The 23708-nt window shown below is 71.5% G+C and carries 16 protein-coding genes and 1 tRNA gene; 16 read left to right on the plus strand and 1 reads right to left on the minus strand.

Going from position 1 to position 23708, the window contains the following annotated elements; genetic code table 11:
* Positions 1-52: 52 nt before the first annotated feature.
* The 10 genes from gltB (at position 53) to pyk (ending at position 17117) form a co-directional block, all read left to right on the plus strand.
* The gene (gene gltB, locus D7318_RS28560; RefSeq protein ID WP_120700128.1) at positions 53-4609 is read left to right on the plus strand and encodes a glutamate synthase large subunit; all 4557 of its coding nucleotides are present in this window, start codon (positions 53-55) and stop codon (positions 4607-4609) included.
* The gene (locus D7318_RS28565; RefSeq protein ID WP_120700129.1) at positions 4602-6062 is read left to right on the plus strand and encodes a glutamate synthase subunit beta; all 1461 of its coding nucleotides are present in this window, start codon (positions 4602-4604) and stop codon (positions 6060-6062) included. Before gltB ends, D7318_RS28565 begins: the two co-directional genes overlap by 8 nt.
* A 165-nt stretch (positions 6063-6227) precedes the next feature.
* Positions 6228-7544, plus strand: a complete 1317-nt coding sequence (locus tag D7318_RS28570) for a sugar ABC transporter substrate-binding protein (RefSeq protein ID WP_120700130.1) — start codon at positions 6228-6230, stop codon at positions 7542-7544.
* Positions 7534-8502, plus strand: coding sequence for a carbohydrate ABC transporter permease (locus D7318_RS28575; protein ID WP_120700131.1), 969 nt, complete (start codon positions 7534-7536; stop codon positions 8500-8502). Before D7318_RS28570 ends, D7318_RS28575 begins: the two co-directional genes overlap by 11 nt.
* Complete coding sequence (locus D7318_RS28580) at positions 8499-9326, plus strand: carbohydrate ABC transporter permease (protein WP_120700132.1); 828 nt, start codon at positions 8499-8501, stop codon at positions 9324-9326. The genes D7318_RS28575 and D7318_RS28580 overlap by 4 nt, the downstream gene beginning before the upstream one ends.
* Positions 9327-9448: 122 nt before the next feature.
* The gene (locus D7318_RS28585; protein ID WP_230424179.1) at positions 9449-9778 is read left to right on the plus strand and encodes a chorismate mutase; all 330 of its coding nucleotides are present in this window, start codon (positions 9449-9451) and stop codon (positions 9776-9778) included.
* A 146-nt stretch (positions 9779-9924) separates the two neighbouring features.
* Complete coding sequence (pepN, locus tag D7318_RS28590) at positions 9925-12432, plus strand: aminopeptidase N (protein ID WP_120700155.1); 2508 nt, start codon at positions 9925-9927, stop codon at positions 12430-12432.
* Positions 12433-12630: 198 nt separating this feature from the next.
* Positions 12631-14118, plus strand: a complete 1488-nt coding sequence (locus D7318_RS28595; RefSeq protein WP_120700134.1) for a pyridoxal phosphate-dependent decarboxylase family protein — start codon at positions 12631-12633, stop codon at positions 14116-14118.
* Positions 14115-15521, plus strand: a complete 1407-nt coding sequence (locus D7318_RS28600) for a lysine N(6)-hydroxylase/L-ornithine N(5)-oxygenase family protein (protein ID WP_120700135.1) — start codon at positions 14115-14117, stop codon at positions 15519-15521. Before D7318_RS28595 ends, D7318_RS28600 begins: the two co-directional genes overlap by 4 nt.
* A 162-nt stretch (positions 15522-15683) precedes the next feature.
* The gene (gene pyk / locus D7318_RS28605) at positions 15684-17117 is read left to right on the plus strand and encodes a pyruvate kinase (RefSeq protein ID WP_120700136.1); all 1434 of its coding nucleotides are present in this window, start codon (positions 15684-15686) and stop codon (positions 17115-17117) included.
* A 21-nt stretch (positions 17118-17138) separates the two neighbouring features.
* Here pyk and D7318_RS28610 read toward each other — a convergent pair.
* Positions 17139-17222: transfer RNA gene (locus D7318_RS28610), tRNA-Leu, on the minus strand.
* Positions 17223-17312: 90 nt separating this feature from the next.
* On the opposite strand from D7318_RS28610, the gene D7318_RS28615 reads away from it, so the two are divergent.
* The 6 genes from D7318_RS28615 (at position 17313) to D7318_RS28640 (ending at position 23685) form a co-directional block, all read left to right on the plus strand.
* Positions 17313-17993 (plus strand): ANTAR domain-containing response regulator, encoded by a 681-nt coding sequence (locus tag D7318_RS28615; RefSeq protein ID WP_120700137.1) that lies wholly within the window; start codon positions 17313-17315, stop codon positions 17991-17993.
* Positions 17994-18363: 370 nt separating this feature from the next.
* Positions 18364-19503: a branched-chain amino acid ABC transporter substrate-binding protein gene (locus D7318_RS28620; protein WP_230424174.1), complete on the plus strand. Its 1140-nt coding sequence runs from the start codon at positions 18364-18366 to the stop codon at positions 19501-19503.
* A 90-nt stretch (positions 19504-19593) separates the two neighbouring features.
* Positions 19594-20517, plus strand: a complete 924-nt coding sequence (locus D7318_RS28625) for a branched-chain amino acid ABC transporter permease (protein ID WP_120700139.1) — start codon at positions 19594-19596, stop codon at positions 20515-20517.
* Positions 20514-21965, plus strand: a complete 1452-nt coding sequence (locus D7318_RS28630) for a branched-chain amino acid ABC transporter permease (RefSeq protein WP_120700140.1) — start codon at positions 20514-20516, stop codon at positions 21963-21965. The genes D7318_RS28625 and D7318_RS28630 overlap by 4 nt, the downstream gene beginning before the upstream one ends.
* Positions 21962-22918: an ABC transporter ATP-binding protein gene (locus D7318_RS28635; protein ID WP_120700141.1), complete on the plus strand. Its 957-nt coding sequence runs from the start codon at positions 21962-21964 to the stop codon at positions 22916-22918. Before D7318_RS28630 ends, D7318_RS28635 begins: the two co-directional genes overlap by 4 nt.
* Complete coding sequence (locus D7318_RS28640) at positions 22915-23685, plus strand: ABC transporter ATP-binding protein (RefSeq protein ID WP_120700142.1); 771 nt, start codon at positions 22915-22917, stop codon at positions 23683-23685. Before D7318_RS28635 ends, D7318_RS28640 begins: the two co-directional genes overlap by 4 nt.
* The last annotated feature ends 23 nt before the right edge of the window (positions 23686-23708 follow it).

Here is a 23708-nt window from a genome sequence, read left to right on the forward strand (position 1 = left end):
CCAGCGTCGTCCCTCGGAACAATCACGCACCAAGACGACGACGGGAGAGCCGATGCGTTCCGCGTCCCACCCGGTCAAGCAGGGGATGTACGACCCGCGCCACGAGCATGACGCCTGTGGTGTCGGCTTTGTCGCCACTCTCACCGGCGAGGCCAGCCATGAGCTGGTCGATCAGGCGCTCGCCGTGCTGCGCAACCTCGAACACCGTGGGGCCACCGGCTCGGATCCCGATACCGGCGACGGCGCGGGCATCCTGTTCCAGATCCCGGACGCCTTCCTCAGGGCGAATGTCCCCTTCTCCCTGCCCCCCGTCGGTTCGTATGCGGTCGGCATCGCCTTCCTGCCCACGGGCGCCGACGCCGCCGCGACCGCGATGGCGCGGATCGCGGCCATCGCGGGCGAGGAGGAGCTGAACGTCCTCGGCTGGCGCGAGGTGCCCGTCGCGCCCGAGCTGCTCGGCGCCGCCGCGCGGGCGACGATGCCCGCGTTCCGTCAGCTGTTCGTCGCGGACGCCCACGGCGTCAAGGCCGGTCTCGAGCTCGACCGCGCCGTGTACGCCCTGCGCAAGCGCGCCGAGCGCGAGGCCGGGGTGTACTTCCCCTCGCTGTCCGCGCGCACCCTTGTCTACAAGGGGATGCTGACCACCGGGCAGCTCGAGCCGTTCTTCCCCGACCTGTCCGACCGGCGGCTCGCCTCGGCGATCGCGCTGGTGCACTCGCGGTTCTCCACCAACACGTTCCCGAGCTGGCCGCTCGCCCACCCGTACCGGTTCGTGGCGCACAACGGCGAGATCAACACCGTCCAGGGGAACCGCAACTGGATGAGGGCGCGCGAGTCGCAGCTGGCCGGCGATCTGTTCGGGGACCCGGAGCGGCTGGAGCGGGTCTTCCCGATCTGTACGCCCGAGGCGTCCGACTCGGCCACCTTCGACGAGGTGCTCGAGCTGCTGCACCTGGGTGGGCGGAGCCTGCCGCACGCGGTGCTGATGATGGTCCCCGAGGCGTGGGAGAACCACGAGTCGATGGACCCCGCGCGGCGGGCGTTCTACCAGTACCACTCCACGATCATGGAGCCCTGGGACGGCCCGGCCTGTGTCACGTTCACCGACGGCGTGCGGGTCGGCGCGGTGCTCGACCGCAACGGGCTGCGGCCTGGGCGCTACTGGGTCACCGACGACGGGCTCGTGGTGCTGTCGTCCGAGGTCGGCGTGCTGGACATCGAGCCGTCGCGCGTCGTGCGCAAGGGGCGGCTCCAGCCGGGGCGGATGTTCCTGGTGGACACCGCCGAGCACCGGATCATCGAGGACGACGAGATCAAGGCCGAGCTGGCCGCCGAGCAGCCCTACGGGGAGTGGCTCGACGCGGGCCTGATCGAGCTGGCCGACCTGCCCGAGCGCGAGCACGTCGTGCACACCCACGCCTCGGTCACCCGGCGGCAGCAGACGTTCGGCTACACCGAGGAGGAGCTGCGGATCCTCCTGACGCCCATGGCCCGCACCGGCGCCGAGCCGATCGGGTCGATGGGCACGGACACCCCCATCGCCGCGCTCTCCGACCGGCCCCGGCTGATCTTCGACTACTTCACGCAGCTGTTCGCGCAGGTCACCAACCCGCCGCTGGACGCGATCCGCGAGGAGCTCGTCACGTCGCTGCACTCCTCGCTCGGCCCCCAGGGCAACCTGCTCGAGCCGGTCGCGGCGTCCTGTCGCAGCGTGACGCTGCCGTTCCCGGTGATCGACAACGACGAGCTGGCCAAGCTCATCCACATCAACGCCGACGGCGACCTGCCCGGGTTCGCCGCCGTGACGCTCTCCGGGCTCTACCGGGTCTCGGGCGGCGGGCAGGCGCTTGCCGACCGGCTGGCCGAGATCTGCGCCGAGGCCGACGCGGCCATCGCGGACGGCGCGCGGATCGTCGTGCTCTCCGACCGGCACTCGGACGCCGAGCACGCGCCCATCCCCTCCCTCCTGCTGACCTCGGCCGTGCACCACCACCTCATCCGCACCAAGCAGCGCACCCAGGTGGGCCTGCTGGTCGAGGCGGGCGACGTGCGCGAGGTGCACCATGTCGCGCTGCTGATCGGCTACGGCGCGGCGGCGGTCAACCCGTACCTGGCCATGGAGTCGGTCGAGGACCTGGTCGCGCGCGGCACCTATCTGCCGGACGTCGACGCGCCCACCGCCATCCGCAACCTGATCAAGGCGCTCGGCAAGGGCGTGCTCAAGGTGATGTCGAAGATGGGCATCTCCACCGTCGCCTCCTACCGGGGCGCGCAGGTCTTCGAGGCGGTCGGGCTCGACGCGGCGTTCGTCGACGCCTACTTCCACGGCACCACCACCAAGATCGGCGGCGCCGGGATCGATGTCATCGCCCGCGAGGTGGCCGCGCGGCACGCCGCCGCGTTCCCGGCCTCCGGCGTGGCCCCGGCCCACCGGAACCTGGACATCGGCGGCGAGTACCAGTGGCGCCGCGAGGGCGAGCCGCACCTGTTCGACCCCGAGGCCGTCTTCCGGCTCCAGCACTCCACGCGCGAGCGGCGTTACGACATCTTCCGCGGGTACACGGGGCGGGTGAACGAGCAGTCCGAGCGGCTCATGACGCTGCGCGGGCTCTTCCGGCTGCGCGAGGGCGTGCGGCCGTCGGTGCCGATCGATGAGGTCGAGCCGGTCGCCGAGATCGTCAAGCGGTTCTCCACGGGCGCCATGAGCTACGGCTCCATCTCGCAGGAGGCGCACGAGACGCTGGCCATCGCCATGAACAGGCTCGGCGCCAAGTCCAACACCGGCGAGGGCGGCGAGGACTCCGAGCGGCTGGTCGACCCGGCGCGGCGCAGCGCCATCAAGCAGGTGGCGTCCGGGCGCTTCGGCGTGACCAGCGAGTACCTCGTGCACGCCGACGACATCCAGATCAAGATGGCCCAGGGAGCCAAGCCGGGCGAGGGCGGCCAGCTGCCGGGGCACAAGGTCTATCCGTGGGTGGCCAGGACGCGGCACTCGACGCCGGGCGTCGGGCTGATCTCCCCGCCGCCGCACCACGACATCTACTCCATCGAGGACCTCGCGCAGCTCATCCACGACCTGAAGAACGCCAACCCGGGCGCCCGGATCCATGTCAAGCTCGTCTCCGAGGTCGGCGTGGGAACGGTCGCGGCCGGCGTCTCCAAGGCGCACGCCGACGTGGTGCTGATCTCGGGGCACGACGGCGGCACCGGCGCCTCGCCGCTCACGTCGCTCAAGCACGCGGGCGGCCCCTGGGAGCTCGGCCTGGCCGAGACGCAGCAGACGCTGCTGCTCAACGGGCTGCGCGACCGGATCGTGGTGCAGACCGACGGCCAGCTCAAGACCGGGCGTGACGTGCTGGTCGCGGCGCTGCTGGGCGCCGAGGAGTTCGGCTTCGCCACCGCTCCGCTGGTCGTCTCTGGCTGTGTCCTGATGCGGGTGTGCCATCTCGACACGTGCCCCGTCGGCATCGCGACCCAGAACCCGGTCCTGAGGGAACGTTTCACCGGGAAGCCGGAGTTCGTGGTGAACTTCTTCGAGTTCATCGCCGAAGAGGTCCGCGAGCTGCTGGCCGAGCTGGGCTTCCGCAGCCTGGAGGAGGCCGTCGGCCACGCCGAGCTGCTCGACGTCTCGCGCGCGGTGGACCACTGGAAGGCGCAGGGCCTCGACCTGGCCCCGCTGCTGTACGTGCCCGAGCTGCCCGATGGCACCCCGCGGCACCGGACCACCGAGCAGGACCACGGGCTCGCCAAGGCGCTGGACAACGATCTGATCAAGCTGTCGGCCGACGCGCTGTCCGCCGAGACGGCCGAGGACGCGCAGCCGGTCCGTGCCCAGCTGGCCATCCGCAACATCAACCGCACCGTGGGCACCATGCTGGGGCACGAGGTGACCAAGCGGTTCGGGGGCGCGGGCCTGCCGGACGACACGATCGACCTCACCTTCACGGGCTCGGCGGGCCAGTCGTTCGGCGCCTTCGTGCCGCGCGGCGTCACGCTGCGCCTGGAGGGCGACGCCAACGACTACGTCGGCAAGGGGCTCTCGGGCGGGCGGCTGATCGTCCGCCCCGACCGGGCGGCCGACCACCTGCCGGAGTTCTCGACGATCGCGGGGAACACCATCGCCTATGGCGCGACCGGTGGCGAGATCCTCCTGCGCGGCCGGGTCGGCGAGCGCTTCTGTGTGCGCAACTCCGGCGCCACGGTCGTCGCCGAGGGCGTCGGCGACCACGGCTGCGAGTACATGACCGGCGGCCGGGCCGTCGTGCTCGGCGCGGTCGGGCGCAACTTCGCGGCCGGCATGTCCGGCGGCATCGCCTATCTGATCGATCTCGATCCCGCGTCGGTCAACCCCGGCTTTGTCGCGGTCGAGGAGCTTGACGAGAGCGACGCGGAGTGGCTGCACGGCGTGGTCCGCCGCCACGCCGAGGAGACCGGATCGACCGTCGCGGGCGCGCTGCTCAGTGACTGGGACGCCTCGCTCGCCCGCTTCAGCAAGATCATGCCCACCACCTACAAGGCCGTGCTCGCCGCCAAGGACGCCGCCGAGCGGGCCGGACTCTCCGAGTCCGAGACCCACGAGAAGATGATGGAGGCGGCGACCCATGGCTGATCCGAAGGGCTTTCTGACCACCCGGCGCGAGGTCGCGCGGACCCGCCCCGTCGAGACCCGGGTCAGGGACTGGAACGAGGTCTACGTCCCCGGCTCGCTCCTGCCCGTCATCAGCAAGCAGGCCGGGCGCTGCATGGACTGCGGCGTGCCGTTCTGCCACAGCGGCTGTCCGCTCGGGAACCTGATCCCCGAGTGGAACGACTACGCCTACCGCGGCGACTGGCGCGCGGCGAGCGAGCGGCTGCACGCGACCAACAACTTCCCCGAGTTCACCGGGCGGCTGTGCCCCGCGCCGTGCGAGTCCGCGTGCGTGCTCGGCATCAACCAGCCCGCCGTGACCATCAAGAACGTCGAGGTCACCATCGTCGACAAGGCGTGGGAGGCGGGCGTGATCACCCCGCAGCCCCCGCAGCGGCTCTCCGGCAAGACCGTCGCCGTCATCGGCTCGGGCCCCGCCGGGCTCGCCGCCGCCCAGCAGCTCACCCGGGCCGGGCACACCGTCGCCGTCTTCGAACGCGCCGACCGCGTCGGGGGGTTGCTGCGGTACGGCATCCCCGAGTTCAAGATGGAGAAGCGCCACCTCAACCGCCGCATCGAGCAGATGCGCGCGGAGGGCACCAAGTTCCGCACGGGCGTGGAGATCGGCAGGGACACCGACGCGGCGTCGCTGCGCAAGCGGTACGACGCGGTGGTCATCGCCGCGGGCGCCACCACCGCGCGCGACCTGCCGGTCCCGGGGCGTGAGCTGGGCGGCGTGCACCAGGCGATGGAGTATCTGCCGCTCTCCAACAAGGTGCAGGAGGGCGACCTGATCGCCTCGCCGATCTCCGCCGAGGGCAAGCACGTCGTGGTCATCGGCGGCGGCGATACCGGCGCCGACTGCGTCGGGACCGCGCACCGGCAGGGCGCGGCGTCCGTGACCCAGCTGGAGATCATGCCGCGCCCGTCGGACGAGCGGCCCGCCCACCAGCCGTGGCCCACGTTCCCCATGACGTTCAAGGTCACCTCCGCGCACGAGGAGGGCGGCGAGCGCGTCTACTCGGTGTCCACCACGCGCTTCGAGGGCGACGGGAACGGCGACGTGCAGTGGCTGCACCTCGTCGAGGTGGAGTTCGTGGCGGGCAGGCTCACGCGGAAGCCGGGCACCGAGCGCCGCATCCCGGCCCAACTGGTCACCCTGGCCATGGGGTTCACCGGCACCGACCAGGAGAACGGGCTGGTCGCGCAGTTCGGCCTCGACCTGGACGAGCGCGGCAACATCGCGCGGGACGCGTCCTACGCCACCAACGTGGACGGCGTGTTCGTCGCGGGGGACGCGGGGCGCGGGCAGTCGCTCATCGTCTGGGCCATCGCCGAGGGCCGCGCCGCGGCGCGGGGCGTGGACCGCTATCTGACGGGCGAGTCACGGCTGCCCTACCCGATCAGGCCCACCGACCGTTCGCTCGCCGTCTGAGCCGAAGTACCGCCCCCGGAAGGGCTTTTGGGCCTCTGGCCTGGACCAATGCGGTCAGAGGTCCAGCCCACAAACGGTGCCGTTCCGTGATGTGCGGACCTGGATCGGCCGTTCGCCGCGCTGTCACAATCAACGCCCATTCGATCGTTACGGAGGGGCGCTCGTATGCGGCAATCTCCCCGGGGGCGTTCCCCCTTCTCGCTCCTGTCGCGGCGTCGGCGCCTGCTCGCCGGCGCCGCGGCGCTGTCGCTCGGCCTGCTGACGGCCTGCGGCGGCGACGGTGACGACGGCTCCGACGGCGGAGGTCCGACCCTCGAGGTCTGGATCATGGAGGGCACCAACCCCGACGCCGAGCCCTATGTGGAGGCGCTGGAGGCCGCGTTCGGCGAGGAGACCGGCGCCTTGCTCGACGTGCAGTTCATCCAGTGGGCCGACGCGCACGACCGGTTCACCACGGCCATGGCGGGCGGTGAGCTGCCCGACGTGGCCGAGATAGGCACCACATGGGCGGCGGAGTTCGGCGCGGCCGGGGCGCTTGCCGACCTCTCGGGGAGCATCGACGAGGCGGGCCTCGGCGACGACCTGGTGCCGGGGCTCATCGACGCGGCCACCGTGGACGGGTCCGTCTACGGCATGCCGTGGTACGCGGGCATCCGCTCGCTCATGTACCGCGCGGATGTCTTCGCCGAGCACGACCTCCAACCGCCCACCACCTGGGACGAGTTGCGCGAGGTCGCGCTGCGACTGCGCGACCTCGAGCCCGACATGATCCCCTTCCCGGTCTCCGGCGGCAGCGAGTACGGCCTCTACCCGTTCATCTGGGGCGCGGGCGGCGAGATCGCCGAGCGGGACGGCGACGGCTGGCGTTCCACCATCAACTCCCCCGAGGCCGTCGAGGGGATCGAGTTCTACACGTCGCTGGCCACCGAGGACGGCCTCTCCGTCGCCGCCGCCGAGACCTGGCTCGAGACCGACCAGCTGGAGAGCTTCCAGAACGGCCAGGCGGCCATGGTCGTCAACGGCAACTGGACCGTGAACACGCTCATCCAGGCCGACCCCGCGTGGGCCGAGCAGGTCGGCGTGGTGCCGCTGCCCGGCCAGGAGAGCGGCTTCAGCCCGTCCTTCGTCGGCGGCTCGCTGCTCGGGGAGTTCACCAGTGACGAGCCCGAACTCGCCTGGCGGCTCATCGAGATGATGACCACGGGCGAGCTGGCCGCCCAATGGGCCGACCAGTCGGGGTACTTCCCCGGGCAGCAGTCGCTGCTCGAGGAGGTCCAGGGGGAGGAAGAGCCGCTGGTGGCGCCGTTCGCCCGGCAGATGCTCGAGGCGGGCGCCGCGCTCCCGGTGACCGAGCTGTACGGGCAGGTCCAGGGCGAGCAGATCGTCCAGGGCATGCTCCAGCGGATCCTCTCGGGCGACCAGAGCCCCCAGGAGGCCGCCGACGAGGCCGCCGCGGCCATGGACGAGACCTTTGGCGGCTGATCCGAGGAAGGCCGGGCCCGCCGCGCCCAGGGCCCGTGCCGCGCGCCGCGCGGCATGGGCCCGCGCCTCGCGCCCCTGGCTGCTGCTCGCCCCGGCGCTCGCCGTGCTCGCGGTGCTGCTGTTCTGGCCGCTGGTGCGCGTGCTGCTGCTGTCGTTCCAGGACTACGGGCTGCGGCAGATCAACACCGGCGAGAGCAACTACACAGGTCTCGACAACTACCGCGAGATCCTGGGCGATTCGTTCCTGTGGACCACGGTGCTGCCCAACACCGTGGGGTTCGCGGCGACGTGTGTGACCCTCACCGTGGTGGTCGGCACCCTGGTCGCGCTGCTGCTGCAACGCCTCGGGCGCGCGTGGCGGGCCATCTGCTCGACGGCGATCATGATGGCCTGGGCGATGCCCGCGGTGACCGGCACCTATGTGTGGATCTGGGTGTTCGACCCGCTCAACGGCGTGGTCAGCGGCGGCCTCGACGGGCTCGGGCTGATCGAGCCGCGCGAGACCAACTGGTTCACCGACCGCTGGTCGTTCTACGCGATCGCCACGCTCAACGTCGTCCACCACGGCTTCCCCTTCGTGGCCATCACCGTCTACGCGGCGCTGCTGACCATCCCGCGCGAGCTGCCCGAGGCGGCGACGGTGGACGGGGCGAACGCCTGGCAGCGGTTCTGGCACCTCACCGTCCCGACCATAAGGCCGGTCTTCATGGTGGTGACGATCCTGTCGATCATCTGGGACTTCAAGGTCTTCGCGCAGATCTACCTCATGCCGGGCGGCGCGGGCGCCAACCCCGACGTCCTCAACCTCGGCGTGTGGTCCTACATCGAGTCCTTCAGCCGCAACCAGTACGGCCTCGGCTCGGCCATCGCGGTCCTGCTCACGCTGCTGCTGCTCGCCATCACCGTCGTCTATGTGCGGGCCCTGTCCAAGGAGTCCGACGAGGGGGACGCCCCGTGACCCGCCGCACCTCCACCGCGGGAAGGATCGGCATCGCCGCGGCCGTGACGGCGCTGCTCGCGTTCACGCTCTTCCCCGTCTACTGGATGATCTCCTCCGCGTTCGACCCCGAGGCGGACCACCGCGGCTCCGAGGTGCTGCCCTCGGGGTTCACCCTCGACCACTTCTCCCATGTGCTCGACGACGGCGAGTTCGGCCGGTATCTGGCCAACTCCGCGCTGGTGGGCCTCGGCACGGTGCTGCTCTCCGGGCTGCTCGCGCTCTTCGCGGCCGTCGCGGTGGCCCGCTTCCGCTTCCGGCTGCGCACCCAGGTGCTGGTGATGATCCTGGTGGTGCAGATGGTGCCGCTCGAGGCGTTGGTCATCCCGCTGTTCCTCCAGATGCGCGACCTGGAGCTGCTCAACAGCCTGATCGGCCTGACGATCGTCTACCTGGCGTTCTCGCTGCCGTTCGCCGTCTGGACGCTGCGCGGCTTCGTCGCCGCGGTGCCGAGGGAGGTCGAGGAGGCGGCGTACCTGGACGGCTGCGGCTGGTGGGGGATGTTCTCCCGGATCCTGCTGCCGCTCGTCGCCCCCGGGCTCGTGGCCACGAGCGTCTTCGCGTTCATCGTCGCCTGGAACGAGTTCGTCTTCGCGTTCGTCTTCATGCAGGACGACAGCAAGTACACCGCGGCCGTCGGGCTGCACCGCTTCTTCGGCCAGTACAGCACCGACTGGGGCGCGGTCATGGCGGGCTCGACGCTGATCACGCTGCCCGTCCTGATCTTCTTCGTCCTGGTGCAGCGCCGCCTGGCCGGGGGCCTGGCGGCGGGCGCGATCAGGTGAGCCCGCCGCATAGGGTGGGGCGCATGAACAGCGTTGACGACCGGGATCACGTTGACAACCAGGATCACGGGGACAACCGGGATCACGGGGACAACCGGGATCACGGGGACGACCGGGACGACCTGGACGAGTCCGTCCGCGCGGAGCTCGAGCAGCTGCGGGACAGCATCGACAACATCGACGCCGCCGTCGTCCACATCCTGGCCGAGCGCTTCAAGGCGACGCAGCGGGTCGGGCGGCTCAAGGCCGAGCACCGGCTCCCGGCCGCCGACCCGGCGCGCGAGGCGCGCCAGATCAAGCGGCTGCGGCAGCTCGCGGAGAGCGCCAAGCTGGATCCGGCGTTCGCCGAGAAGCTGCTCAACTTCATCATCGCCGAGGTGATCCGCCATCACGAGACGCTCGCGAGCGAGTCCGTGACCGGTGGCGGATCACCGTCGGGCGACCGGCGGTAGGCCCGGGCGGGCCGCGCTCGGCCCGCGTACCCGGCGAGCACCGAGGTGAACTCCCGGGGCCGCTGACAGCCGTCAGGACATTGGACTGGACCAATCGCGTCGGCGGGGAGTTCCGGTACGCCGTCCGCTGCGGCACGATGATCCCCATGGCCACACTGACACGCAGCGAAGCGGAAGACCGCGCCCGCCTCATCGAGGTCCGCCGGTACGCGATCGACCTCGACTTCACCGGCGGCGAGGAAACGTTCACCTCCGCCACCACGATCCGCTTCCACGCGCGCCAGGCCGGGGACACCTTCGCCGAGTTGCGGCCCACCGCCGTGCACCGCGCCACCCTCGACGGCGAGGACCTCGACCCCGCGGCGTTCGCCGACGGGCGCATCGCGCTGACCGGCCTCGCCGAGGGCGAGCACGAGCTGTCCGTCACCGCCGACCTGCCCTACTCGCGCACCGGCGAGGGCATCCACCGCTTCACCGACCCCGCCGACGGGCTCACCTACCTCTACAGCATGTGCTGCATGACCGAGAGCCCCCTGGTCTACGCGGCGTTCGACCAGCCCGACCTCAAGGCCGTCTTCGACGTCACCGTCACCGCGCCCGAGGACTGGACGGTGCTGGGCAACGGCGTCGCAACGCGCGTCGACGGCGAGCCGGGGCGCTGGATCTGCGCCACCACGCCGCCGCTGAGCACCTATCTGATGGCCGTCGTCGCGGGCCCCTACCACTCGGTGCGCACCGAGCACGCGGGCCTGCCGTTCGGGCTGCACGTGCGGCGTTCGCTGGCCGAGCACCTCGACAAGGACGCGGACGAGCTGTTCGACCTCACCAGGCGCTGCTTCGACCGGTACGCCGAGCTGTACGACGAGCCCTACCCGTTCGACTCCTACGACCAGGCGTTCGTCCCCGAGTTCAACGCGGGCGCCATGGAGAACCCCGGACTCGTCACCCTGCGCGACGAGTTCATCTATCGCTCGGCCGTCACCGAGACCCAGCGCCAGACGCGCGGCGTCGTCATCGCGCACGAGATGGCCCACATGTGGTTCGGCGACCTGGTCACCCTGCGCTGGTGGGACGACATCTGGCTGAACGAGTCGTTCGCCGAGTTCATGGGGTACCAGGTCATCGACGACACGACCGACTACGCGCCGTGGACCGAGTTCGCCGTCGCCCGCAAGACGTGGGGGTACGACGCCGACCAGCGCCCGACCACCCACCCCGTCGCCCCCGAGCCCGACGCGGTGCCCGACACGGCGTCGGCCTGGCTCAACTTCGACGGCATCTCGTACGCCAAGGGCGCGTCGGCGCTGCGTCAACTGGTCACCTGGCTCGGCGAGAAGGACTTCGTCGCCGGGATCAACGACCACTTCGCCCGCCACCGGTTCGGCAACGCGACCCTCGCCGACTTCATCGGCTCCATGGCCCGCGCCTCGGGCCGCCCCGTGCCCGAGTGGGCCGACCGCTGGCTGCGCACGAGCGGCCCCGACACGCTCGCCCCCGAGGTCATCGACGGCGCGGGGGAGTGGCGGCTGCGGCTCGCGCACTCCGGGGGGCGCCCGCACCGGCTCACGCTCGGGGCGTACGACGAGGAGGAGGGGCGCGCGGTCCTCCGCGAGCGCCACAACCTCGACCTGCCCGCCGCCGACGGCACCGCCGAGCGCGCCTTTCCCGGGGCCAGGCCCGCGCTGCTCGTGGTCAACGACGGCGACCTCACCTATGCCAAGGTGCGGCTCGACCGCGCCTCGCGCGAGACGGCGCTGCGCGTTCTCCCCACCCTGCCTGACCCGTTGACCAGGACCGTCGTCTGGGCCTCGCTGCGCGACATGGTGCGCGACGGCGAGCTCGACCCGCTCCTGTACGCCGACGCGGCCCGCCGCCTGCTCCCAGACGAGCCCGCCACCGCGCTCGTGGAGTCGGTCATCGACTTCGCCAGCGGCCAGGTCGCGGGCGTCTACCTCGCGGGCGGGCGGCGGGCCACCGCGCTGCGCCTCGTCGGCGACCTCGCCGCCGAGCTGCTCGGCCCCGCCGCTACCGACCCCACCCGCCGCCTGATCGCGGCGCGGGCGGCGATCGGCGCCGCCACCGAGCCCGGCGAGCTGCGCGCGTGGTGGGAGGCGGGCACGGTCCCCGGCGGGCCGCACCTCGACCCCGAGCTGCGCTGGCTGCTGCTGCACCGGCTCGCCGTCCTCGGCGCCACCACGCGCGAGGAGATCGCGGCCGAGGCCGCGCGCGACGCCACCGCCGTGGGCGAGGAGGGCGCGGCCCGCTGCCGCGCCGCCCTGCCGGACGCGGAGGCCAAGGCCGCCGCGTGGGAGGCGATGTTCGACCCCGCCGACCGGCTGTCCAACTACCTCTTCGTCGCGACTGCCCAGGGCTTCTGGCACCCCGAGCACGAGGAGCTGCTCACGCCCTACGTCGAGCGCTACTTCCCGGCCGCCACCGCCCTGGCCGCCCGCCGCGGCCACACCCTGGGCGTGATGGCCGCGCGGTACGCCTACCCCGCGGCGATCGTCGGCAAGGAGACCGCCAGGCTGACCGAGGAGTGGCTGCGCGACCACGAGCCCGTCCCCGCCCTGGCCCGCGGTCTGGTCAACCAGCTGGACGACATGCGGCGCGCGCTCGACGTGCGGCACGCGTTCAGGAGGGGCGGCCTGTGACCGCCGGGCGCGGCGGTCCGCGACGGGTGTGACGCTCCGGGATCCCACGCCTCGGGGAGCGTTCGGGAACACTTCGGCGGTCCGTTAACTCGTTGGGGGGAACGGCTCGCAACGCCGGGACCGCGCCGGGGGCGCCCGCGTAGCTTGTGCCCGTCCGGCCCAAGCCGGCGCCCCCACGCACCCGAGAGAGACCGAAGCATGGCCGCGCCCCCCACCCCCGACCCCACCCTGCTCGCGGGCGGCCCCGCCGGGCCCCGCGCCCTGCGTCCCCTGGTGGAGACCGTTCTCGCCGCCCTCGCCGATGGCGCTGCCGCGCGCTGCGGGCCGCTGCCCCGCGGCGGCCCCGACGCCGTCACCCGTCGGCTGCTGACCCGCTACGGCGCCGCGCTCCCGGCGCAGGGCACCGGCGCGCACGACGCGCTGCACTCCCTGGTGACCGCACTCGCCGAGGGCGCCGCCGACCCGGCCGACCCCCACTGCGCGGCCCATCTGCACGCCCCGCCGCTGGCCGTCGCCGCCGCGGCCGACCTGGCCGCGGCGGCGCTCAACCCCTCGATGGACTCGTGGGACCAGGCCCCCGCCGCGTCCGTCCTCGAACGCCATCTCACCGGCGCGCTCGCCGCGTTGGTCCACCCCGCGGGTCCCGCGCCCGACGCCCTGGTCACCACGGGAGGCACCGAGGCCAACCTCCTGGGCGCCCTTCTCGCCCGCGAGCGCCTCGGCCCCCGGCTGACCCTGGTGTGCGGGGCCAACGCCCACCACAGCGTCCGGCGCGCGGCCTGGCTGCTCGGCCTTCCCGCGCCCCTCGTGCTGCCCACGCCCACCGGCGCCCTCGACCCCGGCGCCGTCGCCGCGGCCCTCGACCGCCTCGACGCGGCCGGGGCGGCCCGCGCCCTGGTCGTGGCCACCGCGGGCACCACCGACGCCGGGCTCATCGACCCGCTGCCCGGGCTCGCCGACGCCCTCGCCGCCCACCGCGCCCGAGGGGCCGCGGCGCTGCACGTCGACGCGGCCTACGGCGGCCCGCTGCTGCTGAGCGACGCCCACCGGGCCAAGGTCGCCGGGCTCGACCGCGCCGACTCCGTGACGCTCGACCTGCACAAGCTGGGCTGGCAGCCGGTCGCCGCCGGTCTTCTGACCGTCCCCGACACCGCGTGGCTGGCCGCGCTGACCCAGCGCGCCGACTACCTCAACGCCGAGGACGACACCGAGGCGGGGCTGCCCGACCTGCTCGGCCGCTCGCTGCGCACCACGCGCCGCCCCGACATCCTCAAGATCGCCGTGACCATACGCGCCCTCGGCACCACGGGCCTCGCCGCGCTGGTGGACAGCGTGTGCGACGCCGCGCGCGCCCTGGCCGCCCTGGTCGCCGCCGAGCCGCGGCTGACCCTGTGGGCCCGGCCCACCATCTCCACCGTGCTCTTCCGCCCCGCGGGCGCGGCCGACGAGCAGGTCGCCGCCATCCGCCGTCGGCTGCTCGCCGAGGGCCGCGCCGTCCTGGGCCGCGCCTGCGCGCTCGACGCGGCCGGGCGCCCGGCGCTGTGGCTGAAGGCCACCCTCCTCAACCCCCAGGCGCAGCACAGCGACCTGGCCGCCCTGATCAAGCTCGTCCTCGACCAGGCGGACCACACCACAGAGCCCGAGCACCCCGAGCATGAAAGCCCCGCGAAGGACGGCAGCCGATGACCCCCGTGGACCCGCACGCCCCGTTCGACCTCATCGGCATCGGCATCGGCCCCGCCAACCTCTCGCTCGCCGCCCTCGCCCAGGGCAGGCCCGACCTGCGCACCGCGTGGTTCGAGCGCGAGGCGGCGTTCCACTGGCACCCCGGGCTGCTGATCGAGGGCACCACGCTGCAAGTCCCGTTCCTGGCCGACCTGGTGACCCTCGCCGACCCGACGAGCCCCTATGGCTTCCTCAGCTATCTGCGGCACCAGCAGCGGCTGTTCCCCTTCTACGTCGCCGAGCGGTTCCACATCCCGCGCGCCGAGTACGACGCGTACTGCCGCTGGGTCACGGGCCAGCTGCCCGGGCTGTTCTTCGGCCACCACGTGGACGGCGTGCGGTGGAGCGCCGAACGTGCCGTCTTCGAGCTCGACATCACCAGGCTCGGGCCCGACGGGGCGCCCGTCGAGGCGACCCGCGCGCACGCCCGCCATCTCGCCGTCGGCATCGGCACCGCACCGCACGTCCCCGAGCCGCTGCGCCCGCTGGCCGACTCGTCCGCCGTGCCCGTGATCCACTCCGCCGACTACCTCGACCACCGCGAGCGGCTCCTCGCCCTCGACCACCTCACGGTCGTCGGCTCGGGCCAGTCGGGCGCCGAGGTCTTCCTCGACCTGCTGCGCCGCCGCGCCCCCGGCCGCGAGGGGCTGCACTGGATCACCCGCAGCCCCGCGTTCGCGCCCATGGAGTACAGCAAGCTCGGCCTCGAGCACTTCACGCCCGACTACACGCGGTACTTCCACGGGCTGCCCGAGCCGGTGCGCGACCGGCTGCTGGCCCGGCAGGGCCAGCTGTACAAGGCGATCGACGCCGGGACCCTGGCCGCCATCCACGACGAGCTGTACGAGCACGGCCTGCGCGCCGGTTGGCCCGACGCGACGCTGCTGCCAGGCGTCGCCGTCCGCACCGCGGGCCGCACGGGCACCGCGGAGATCGAGCTGCACCTGGAGCACGCGGACTCGGAGGAGCGCAGCAGGCTGCGCACCGCGGGGCTCGTGCTGGCCACGGGATATCGCGAACGGCCCCTCGCCCCGCTGCTCTCGGCCCTCGAGCCCGGGCTGCGCAGGGACGCGGCGGGGCGGCCCGAGGTGACCGAGGACTACCGGCTGGTGCTCGATCCGGCCGTCACGGGCGCGGTGTTCGCGCAGAACGCCGAGCTGCACACCCATGGCGTCGGCGCCCCGGACCTCGGCCTGGTCGCGCACCGGGCGGCCACGATCCTCAACGCCCTGCCGGGCGGCGAGCGCTATCCGCTGCCCACGCGCACCGCGTTCACGACCTTCGGCCTCGCACCCGCCGGCGCACGCCGGGTCCCGGCGCAGCGTTTCGTGGCGGAAAGCGCTGGGCAGATTACCACTCGATAAAAGGTCTCTGCCGATGTCCCGGGTGAATAAGGGCTCATAAGAGCGGGCCCCCGCTCATAATTGAAAAGTTCCCCGGTCTTGTCGGTCTCTCTTTAAATCCCGGCCTCCGTGTGGTCACTTCCGGATAGCTCTCTACTGGCCGGTAGCTCCTATGGTTGCCATATGCGCCGAGCGAAAATCGTTTGCACACTTGGGCCTGCCACCGACTCATATGAGCGCATCGCCGCGCTCGTCGACGCGGGGATGAACGTAGCCCGGCTCAATCTCAGCCATGGCGCTCACCGAGAGCACGAAGTGCGCTACCAGCGGGTGCGCCGCGCCGCCGAGGAATTGGGGCGCAGCGTCGGAATCATGGCGGATCTCCAGGGCCCGAAGATTCGGCTCGGCAGCTTCCGTGAAGGGCCCGTGCTCCTGGAGACCGGCGACGAATTCACCATCACGACCGAGGACGTCGCGGGCGACCAGGACCACTGCGGCACCACCTACGCCGGGCTGCCCGGCGATGTCGCCCCGGGCGAGCGGATCCTGGTGGACGACGGCCGCGTCGCCCTCGAGGTCGTCGCGGTCGAGGGCCCCCGTGTGCGCACGCGCGTCGTCGAGGGCGGCCTGGTCTCCGACCACAAGGGCCTCAACCTCCCTGGCGTCTCGGTCTCCGTCCCCGCGCTCTCCACCAAGGACATCGACGATCTGCGGTGGGCCCTGCGCGCGGGCGTCGACATCATCGCCCTCTCCTTCGTGCGCGGCGGCGACGACATCAAGGACGTCCACCACGTGATGGCCGAGGAGGGCCGCTTCCTGCCGGTGATCGCCAAGATCGAGAAGCCGCAGGCCGAGGAGAACCTCCAGGACATCGTGGACGCCTTCGACGGCATCATGGTCGCCCGCGGCGACCTGGGCGTCGAAGTCCCGCTCGAGGCCGTGCCGATGGTGCAGAAGCGGGCGGTCAAGCTCGCCAAGCGGAACGCCAAGCCCGTGATCGTGGCGACGCAGATGCTCGACTCGATGATCGAGTCCTCGCGGCCCACGCGCGCCGAGGCGTCCGACGTGGCCAACGCCGTGATGGACGGCACGGACGCGGTGATGCTCTCCGGCGAGACCAGCGTGGGCCGTTACCCCGTGGAGACCGTCCGCACGATGAGCCGCATCGTGTGCGCCGCCGAGGAGGAGCTGCTCGCGCGCGGCCTCACGCCGCTCGACCAGGGCACCAAGCCCCGCACCCAGGGCGGCGCCGTGGCCAGGGCCGCCGCGGAGATCGGCGACTTCCTCGACGCCAAGCTGCTGGTGGCGTTCACGCAGAGCGGGGACACCGCGCGCAGGCTCTCGCGGTCGCGTTCGCCGATCCCCGTGGTGGCGTTCACGCCCGACCCGGCCACGCACGCGCAGCTGACGCTGACCTGGGGGGTGGAGACGCACCTGGTCCCGGCCGTGCAGACCACGGACGAGATGGTGGCACAGATGGACGAGCAGCTGCTGAGTATCGGGCGCTGTCGCAAGGGCGAGATCGTGGTGATGACGGCGGGCTCGCCGCCCGAGACGCCCGGCACGACCAACCTGGTCCGGGTCCATCACGTCGGCGAGGACGACTCGCCGCACTGATCAGGGCGCCGTGCCCATCAGTGCCGGGTGCGGGATTCGAACCCGCATGCCCTCACGGGCAGAGGTGTTTGAGACCTCCGTGTATACCGGTTCCACCAACCCGGCGAGTGACGCGGTCAGTGTAGCCGCTCGGCCGCCGCGTGAGCGACTGGGTACTCTCATGGGTGGCCCAGCCGGCAGGAAACGAGGAGCACCGTGAGCACCCCCGACGTCCCTGACGAGCCCACCACCCCGGCGGAAGCCGCGGACGAGGCGGCTCATGTCCCGCCCCACACCACGCGCGTGGTCATCGCCGAGGACGAGGCACTGATCCGGCTCGACCTCAAGGAGATGCTCGAGGAGGAGGGCTACACCGTCGTCGGGGAGGCGGGGGACGGTGAGCGCGCGGTCGAGCTGGCCAGGGAGCTACGGCCCGACCTGGTGATCCTCGACGTGAAGATGCCCGTCATGGACGGGATCTCCGCCGCCGAGAAGATCGCGGGGGAGTCCCTCGCGCCCGTCCTGATGCTGACCGCGTTCTCCCAGCGCGACCTGGTCGAACGGGCGAGGGACGCGGGCGCGATGGCGTACCTCGTCAAGCCGTTCAGCAAGAGCGACGTGGTGCCCGCGATCGAGATCGCCGTCTCCCGCTTCCAGGAGCTGACCGCGCTCACCAAGGAGGTCGCCGACCTCGCGCAGCGGCTGGAGACGCGGAAGTTGGTGGACCGCGCCAAGAGCGTGCTCCAGACCCAGTACGGGCTGACCGAGCCCGCGGCGTTCCGCTGGATCCAGAAGACGTCGATGGACCGCAGGCTGTCCATGCACCAGGTCGCCGAGGCCGTGATCCAGGACGCCGAGGAGAAGCGGCAGAAGCAGCAGAAGCAGCGATCCGAGTAGCCGAACGCCTTTCGCGCGGCTCGTGCAAAGGTTCGCAGTGAGTTAACAGCGCGTTAAAACGCCCGAAAAGCGACGTCGCTCCCCGCGTTCCCCTTCGGTGGGGGGCGTGCGGGGGGCGCGCTTCGGGCCGGTCCGGGATGAGCGGATCTTGCCCGTAACGTCCGCTCACCGGTGCGCCGTGTTCTGTTTCCGGCGTATGCCACAGGTCACGAGGCGATCACATCTGTCGCGACAGTGTGTTCGTGCAGCGTGTGGGGCAATAGATTCCGCTGCACGCCGCATCGGTGTGCCGTGAGCACTAGGGAAGCCGTGCGGCCTCGACATGACGGCCTCGCTCCAGGGGGTTTTCCACGTGCTCAACAAGTCCATCGTGAGACTCGCGATACCGGTCGCCATCGGGGCACTCGCGCTCACCGCTTGCGGAAGTGACGAAGGGGACGGTGGTGGGGCGTACAAGATCGCGTACCAGGGCCCGCTGTCCGGCACCAACGTCGCGCTCGGCGAGAACATGCAGAACGGCATTCAGCTCGCCATCGACGAGGCCAACGAGAGCGGTGAGTACGACTTCGAGATCGAGTACTTCGCCGCCGACGACCGCGGCGCCGAGGGCGATGCCACCACCGCGGCCCAGACCGCGATCGACGACGCCGACGTGATGGCGGTCGTCGGCCCGGCGTTCTCGGGACCCGCCAACATCTCGGCGCCGCTCTACGGCCAGGCCGGGCTCGCCGCCGTGTCCTCGTCGGCGACCCTCCCCGCGCTCACCGAGCAGGGCTTCCAGACCTTCCTGCGCGCCGTGCCCAACGACAACGCCCAAGGCCTGGCCATGTCGGACTTCCTCGTCGGCCAGGACGGCGTCGAGAACGTCATGGTGATCAGCGACTCCACCCCGTACGGCGAGGGCCTCTCGGACGTCGCCCAGTCCGAGCTCGAGGGCGCCGGGGTCACGGTCGAGCGCGAGACCGTTCCGGCCGACACCGTCGACTACGGCAGCGCCGCGCGCACGGTCGTGGACTCGGGGGTGGACGCGCTCATCTACGCGGGTTACTACGAGGGTCTCGCGCCGTTCGCCACCCGCCTCGCCGAGGCCGGCTTCGACGGCATCGGGATCTCGGGTGACGGCTCGAACGACGACGAGCTGATCAACCTCGCCGGTGACTCCGTCGAGGGCTGGTACCTCACGTGTCCGTGCACCGACGCGGCGGAGGAGCAGGCCACCGCCGAGTTCGCCGAGCGCTACGAGGCGGCCTACGACACCCCGCCCGGCACCTACTCCGCGGAGTCGTACGACGTCGCCAACATGATCATCGAGACCATCGCTGGGCTCGGTGACGACGTCAGCCGCCAGGCCGTGTACGAGGCGCTCGCCGGCGCCGAGTACGAGGGCCTGACGAAGACGTTCGCGTTCGACGAGAACGGCGAATTCACCAATACGGCGATCTTCATGTACCAGGTCGAGGGCGGCCAGCGCGGCTACCTCGGCCCGGTCGAGGAACTGGCCGCCGGCTGAGCCCGCAGGCCCGGCGGGGCGGGGCGCCACCCGCTCCGCCCGCCGGGCCACCACGCATCGCCGCTCGTTCCCACAAGGAAGTCAGTTCCCATGTCCCTTTCCGATATCTGGGACGTCCTCGTCCTGGGGCTGGTGCTCGGCTCGCTCTACGCCGTCATCGCCATCGGCTACACGCTCGTCTACGGCGTGCTGCAACTGCTGAACTTCGCGCACAGCGAGGTCTTCATGGCCGGGGGCTTCGGAGGCGTCATCGCCCTCACCCTCATCGAACCGGCCGTGGACCCCTCGGGCCTGCAATCGGCGCTCTATGTGCTCCTCGGTATTCTGGGTGGAGCCATTCTGGGTGGCCTTGTCGCATTCGGTCTTGAAAAGGCCGCCTATCGCCCGTTGCGCAGACGCAACGCCCCGCGCCTGGTCTTCCTGATCACGGCGATCGGCGCCTCGTTCTTTCTCTACAACCTGGCCGGCAAGATGTTCGGGCGCTATCCGCTGCCCATGCCGACGATGTACGAGAACAGGCAGGTGTTCGAGATCTTCGGCACCTCGGTCAGCGTGACCCAGCTGCTGATCCTGGTCGCCGGGCTCCTCATGCTCGTGACGGTCGACTTCGTGGTGAACCGCACCAAGCTCGGCTCGGGCATCAGGGCGGTCGCCCAGGACCCCGAGGTGGCGTCGCTGATGGGCGTCGACATCGACAAGGTGGTGTCGAGGACGTTCGTGCTCGGCGGGCTGATGGGCGGCGTGGCGGGGTTCCTGTTCGGCACCAACCTCCAGGTCGAGTACACGATGGGCTTCCTGCCCGGCATCACCGCGTTCGCCGCCGCCGTCCTCGGCGGCATCGGCAACGTGCGGGGCGCCATGCTCGGCGGGCTCACCCTCGGCGTCGTCGAGTCGTTCACGGTGGAGCTGTGGGGCGACGGCTGGCGCTACGTCGGCGCGTTCGTGGTGCTGGTGCTCGTGCTGATGTTCAGGCCGACGGGAATTCTCGGTGAGCGTGTGGGGAGGACGGCATGAGCGCCCAGGCTCCCGCCAAGGGACGGCCATCGGCTGCCAAGCTGCGGCAGCGGGCCTGGTACCGGCATCCGCGCTGGGGCAGGCTCACCGCCCTGGTGATCACCGCCCTGGTGGTCGCCCAGGTCACCGGCGAACAGGGCGTGCGCGGTGACCTCTTCGCCGCCCTCGAGGCCAACTTCACCGGCTCGGGCGTGTGGATCTGGCTCGGCGTCTTCGTCGCGATCTGGCTGGTCCGCGAGTTCGCGCACGACGTGATCAAGGCGTTCACCTCCTCCGTCAAGCAGGAGGCCGCGCGCCCGGTCGACAGCCCCAAGGAGCTGGCGCCCAGCGGGGGTTACTCCCTGGGCCGCGTCCATGTGTGGCTGCCAGCGCTGATCGCCAGGACGGTGCGGCTCGGCAACGCCGTGCTGCGCGACAACAGGAACATCAGGTACGCGGCCCTCGGCGGCCTGCTGATCTTCCTGGTGCTGCTGCCCCTCATGGTGACCACCCGCTGGCAGCAGGTCATGGTCGACCAGATCGGCATGTTCGTGCTCGTCGCCATCGGCCTCAACGTGGTCGTCGGCTGGGCCGGCATGCTGGACCTCGGCTTCATCGCGTTCTTCGCGATCGGCGCCTACAGCGCGGCCTACTGGACCGGCGGGCTGCCGGTCGAGCCGCCCGTCGAGCTGAACAACTTCCTGGTGATCCCGCTCGCCGTGGTCACCTGCCTGATCGCCGGAATCCTGCTCGGCGCGCCGACACTGAGGCTGCGCGGCGACTATCTGGCGATCGTGACGCTCGGCTTCCACGAGATCGTCTACCTGACCGCGCGGAACTGGAACGACTTCACCGGCGGCACGAGAGGCGCCCAGACGGACCGTTTCTCCGTGGACCTGGGCTTCTGGTCCTACGAGTGGGGCCTCGACCCACAGCCCTACTACTGGCTGCAACTGGCGTTCGTCGTCGCGGTGCTCGCGCTGTTCCTGCGCCTCGAGCACTCCCGCGTCGGCCGCGCCTGGACCGCCATCAGGGAGGACGAGGTCGCCGCGGCGGCCACCGGCGTGGACACCGTCCGCTTCAAGCTGCTGGCGTTCGCCATCGGCGCGTCCACCTCGGGCATCGCGGGCGTCGTCTACGCGAGCAAGCTCGGCTACATCAACTCCGAGATGTTCATGGTGCTGCTGTCCGTGCTCGCCCTGTCCTATGTCGTCTTCGGCGGCATGGGCTCGATCCCCGGCGTGCTGCTCGGCACGGCGATCCTGGTCTGGCTGCCCGAGGCGCTGCGCGACACCGTCGACCCGCAGGACCGTTACATGTACCTCGGCGGGCTGCTGGTCGTGATGATGATCTACCGGCCGCAGGGCCTGCTGCCCTCGCGACGACGGCAGCGCGAGCTGAAGATGGCCGAGGAGGGCGCCGGGGGCGCCGACGCCCTGGGGGCGCAGCCTGGAGGTGCGCGGGGATGACGACCGAGTTGAAGAAGGACGCCGAGGCCGGGGTGGGCGGTGACGTCCTCGACGCCAGCGGCATCACCCTCCGCTTCGGCGGCCTGACCAGCCTCGACGATGTGGCGCTGCGCATGGCGCGCGGCGAGATCCTGGCGGTCATCGGGCCCAACGGGGCGGGCAAGACCTCCCTGTTCAACTCGTTGACCGGCGCCTATGTCCCGCAGGAGGGGAGGATCACCTTCCGTCCGAGGAGCGGCGGCGAGCACGAGCTGCGCGGCCGCAAGCCGCACAAGGCCAGCCGCCTCGGGGTGGCGCGGACGTTCCAGAACATCCGCCTCTTCGGCGCGTTGACCGTGCTGGAGAACGTCAAGATCGCCGTGGAGACGCGGCAGAAGACCGACCCGATCTCGATCATGCTCGGCCTGCCCAACGCGCGGCGCGACGAGCGGGAGAGCGACCGCAAGGCGCACGAGGTGCTGCGCTTCGTGGGCCTCGACCACCGGATGAACGAGATCGCCGCCGCGCTCAGCTACGGCGAGCAGCGGCGCCTGGAGATCGCGCGGGCGCTGGCCACCAGGCCGGAGCTGCTGCTGCTCGACGAGCCGGCGGCGGGCACCAACCCCACGGAGAAGCGCGACCTCGAGGGCCTGATCCGGCGGATCAACACCGAGCTGTCCGTGAGCGTGCTGCTGATCGAGCACGACATGCGGCTGGTGATGTCGGTGGCCGACCGGGTCGTGGTGCTCAACTTCGGCCGGAAGATAGCCGAGGGCACTCCAGGCGAGGTCCAGCAGGACCCCGCGGTGATCGAGGCGTACCTGGGCACGTCGGGCGAGGAGGATCGCGCCCTGGTGGCCGAGATGGTCGCCGAGCACGAGGCGGAGCAGGGCGCGGTGCCCGCGGACGTCCCGGGCCCCCGGGACACCCCGGAGCCCGAGGGCGCCGCGAAGGACGAGGAGGAGCGGTCGTGAGCGTCGGACTCGACAAGGAGGCGGGGGCGGCGCCCGTTCCCGAGGACGGCTCGCCCGCCCTGCTCGAACTGCGGGACCTGCACGTCTTCTACGGCGCGATCGAGGCGCTCAAGGGCGTCAGCCTGACCGTGGCCGAGGGCGAGGTGGTGGCCCTGCTCGGCGGCAACGGCGCGGGCAAGTCCACCACGCTCAAGACCGCGTCCGGCATGATGGCGCCCCGCACCGGCGAGGTGTGGCTGCGCGGCGAGCGCGTCGACGGCATCAAGTCGCACGAGCTGGTGCGGTTCGGCATCGGGCACGTCCCCGAGGGGCGCCGCGTGTTCCCGCGGATGACCGTCCTCGAGAACCTGAGGATGGGCGCCTACCGGCTGCGCCGCCCCGACCCGGCCGACATCGACCGCGTGTTCACGCTGTTCCCGGTGCTGGCCCAGCGGCGCAAGCAGGTCTCGGGCACCCTCTCGGGCGGCGAGCAGCAGATGCTCGCGATCGGCCGCGCCCTCATGGGCAAGCCGGAGCTGCTGCTGCTCGACGAGCCGTCGATGGGCCTGGCGCCGCTGATCGTCCAGCAGATCTTCGAGATCCTCAAGGAGATCAACGACCAGGGCACCACGCTGCTGCTGGTCGAGCAGAACGCCTCGCAGGCGCTCCAGCTCGCCGACCGCGGCTATGTCCTGGAGACCGGCTCGGTCGTGATGGCCGACGAGGCGTCGGCCCTGCTCGCCGACCCGCGGATCCGCGCCGCCTACCTGGGCGAGGCGGCCGAGTGACGCCGTGACGCGGCGCCCGCGTT

It is taken from the genome of Streptomyces radicis, from assembly GCF_003626575.1.
Taxonomy (GTDB): domain Bacteria; phylum Actinomycetota; class Actinomycetes; order Streptomycetales; family Streptomycetaceae; genus Streptomyces; species Streptomyces radicis.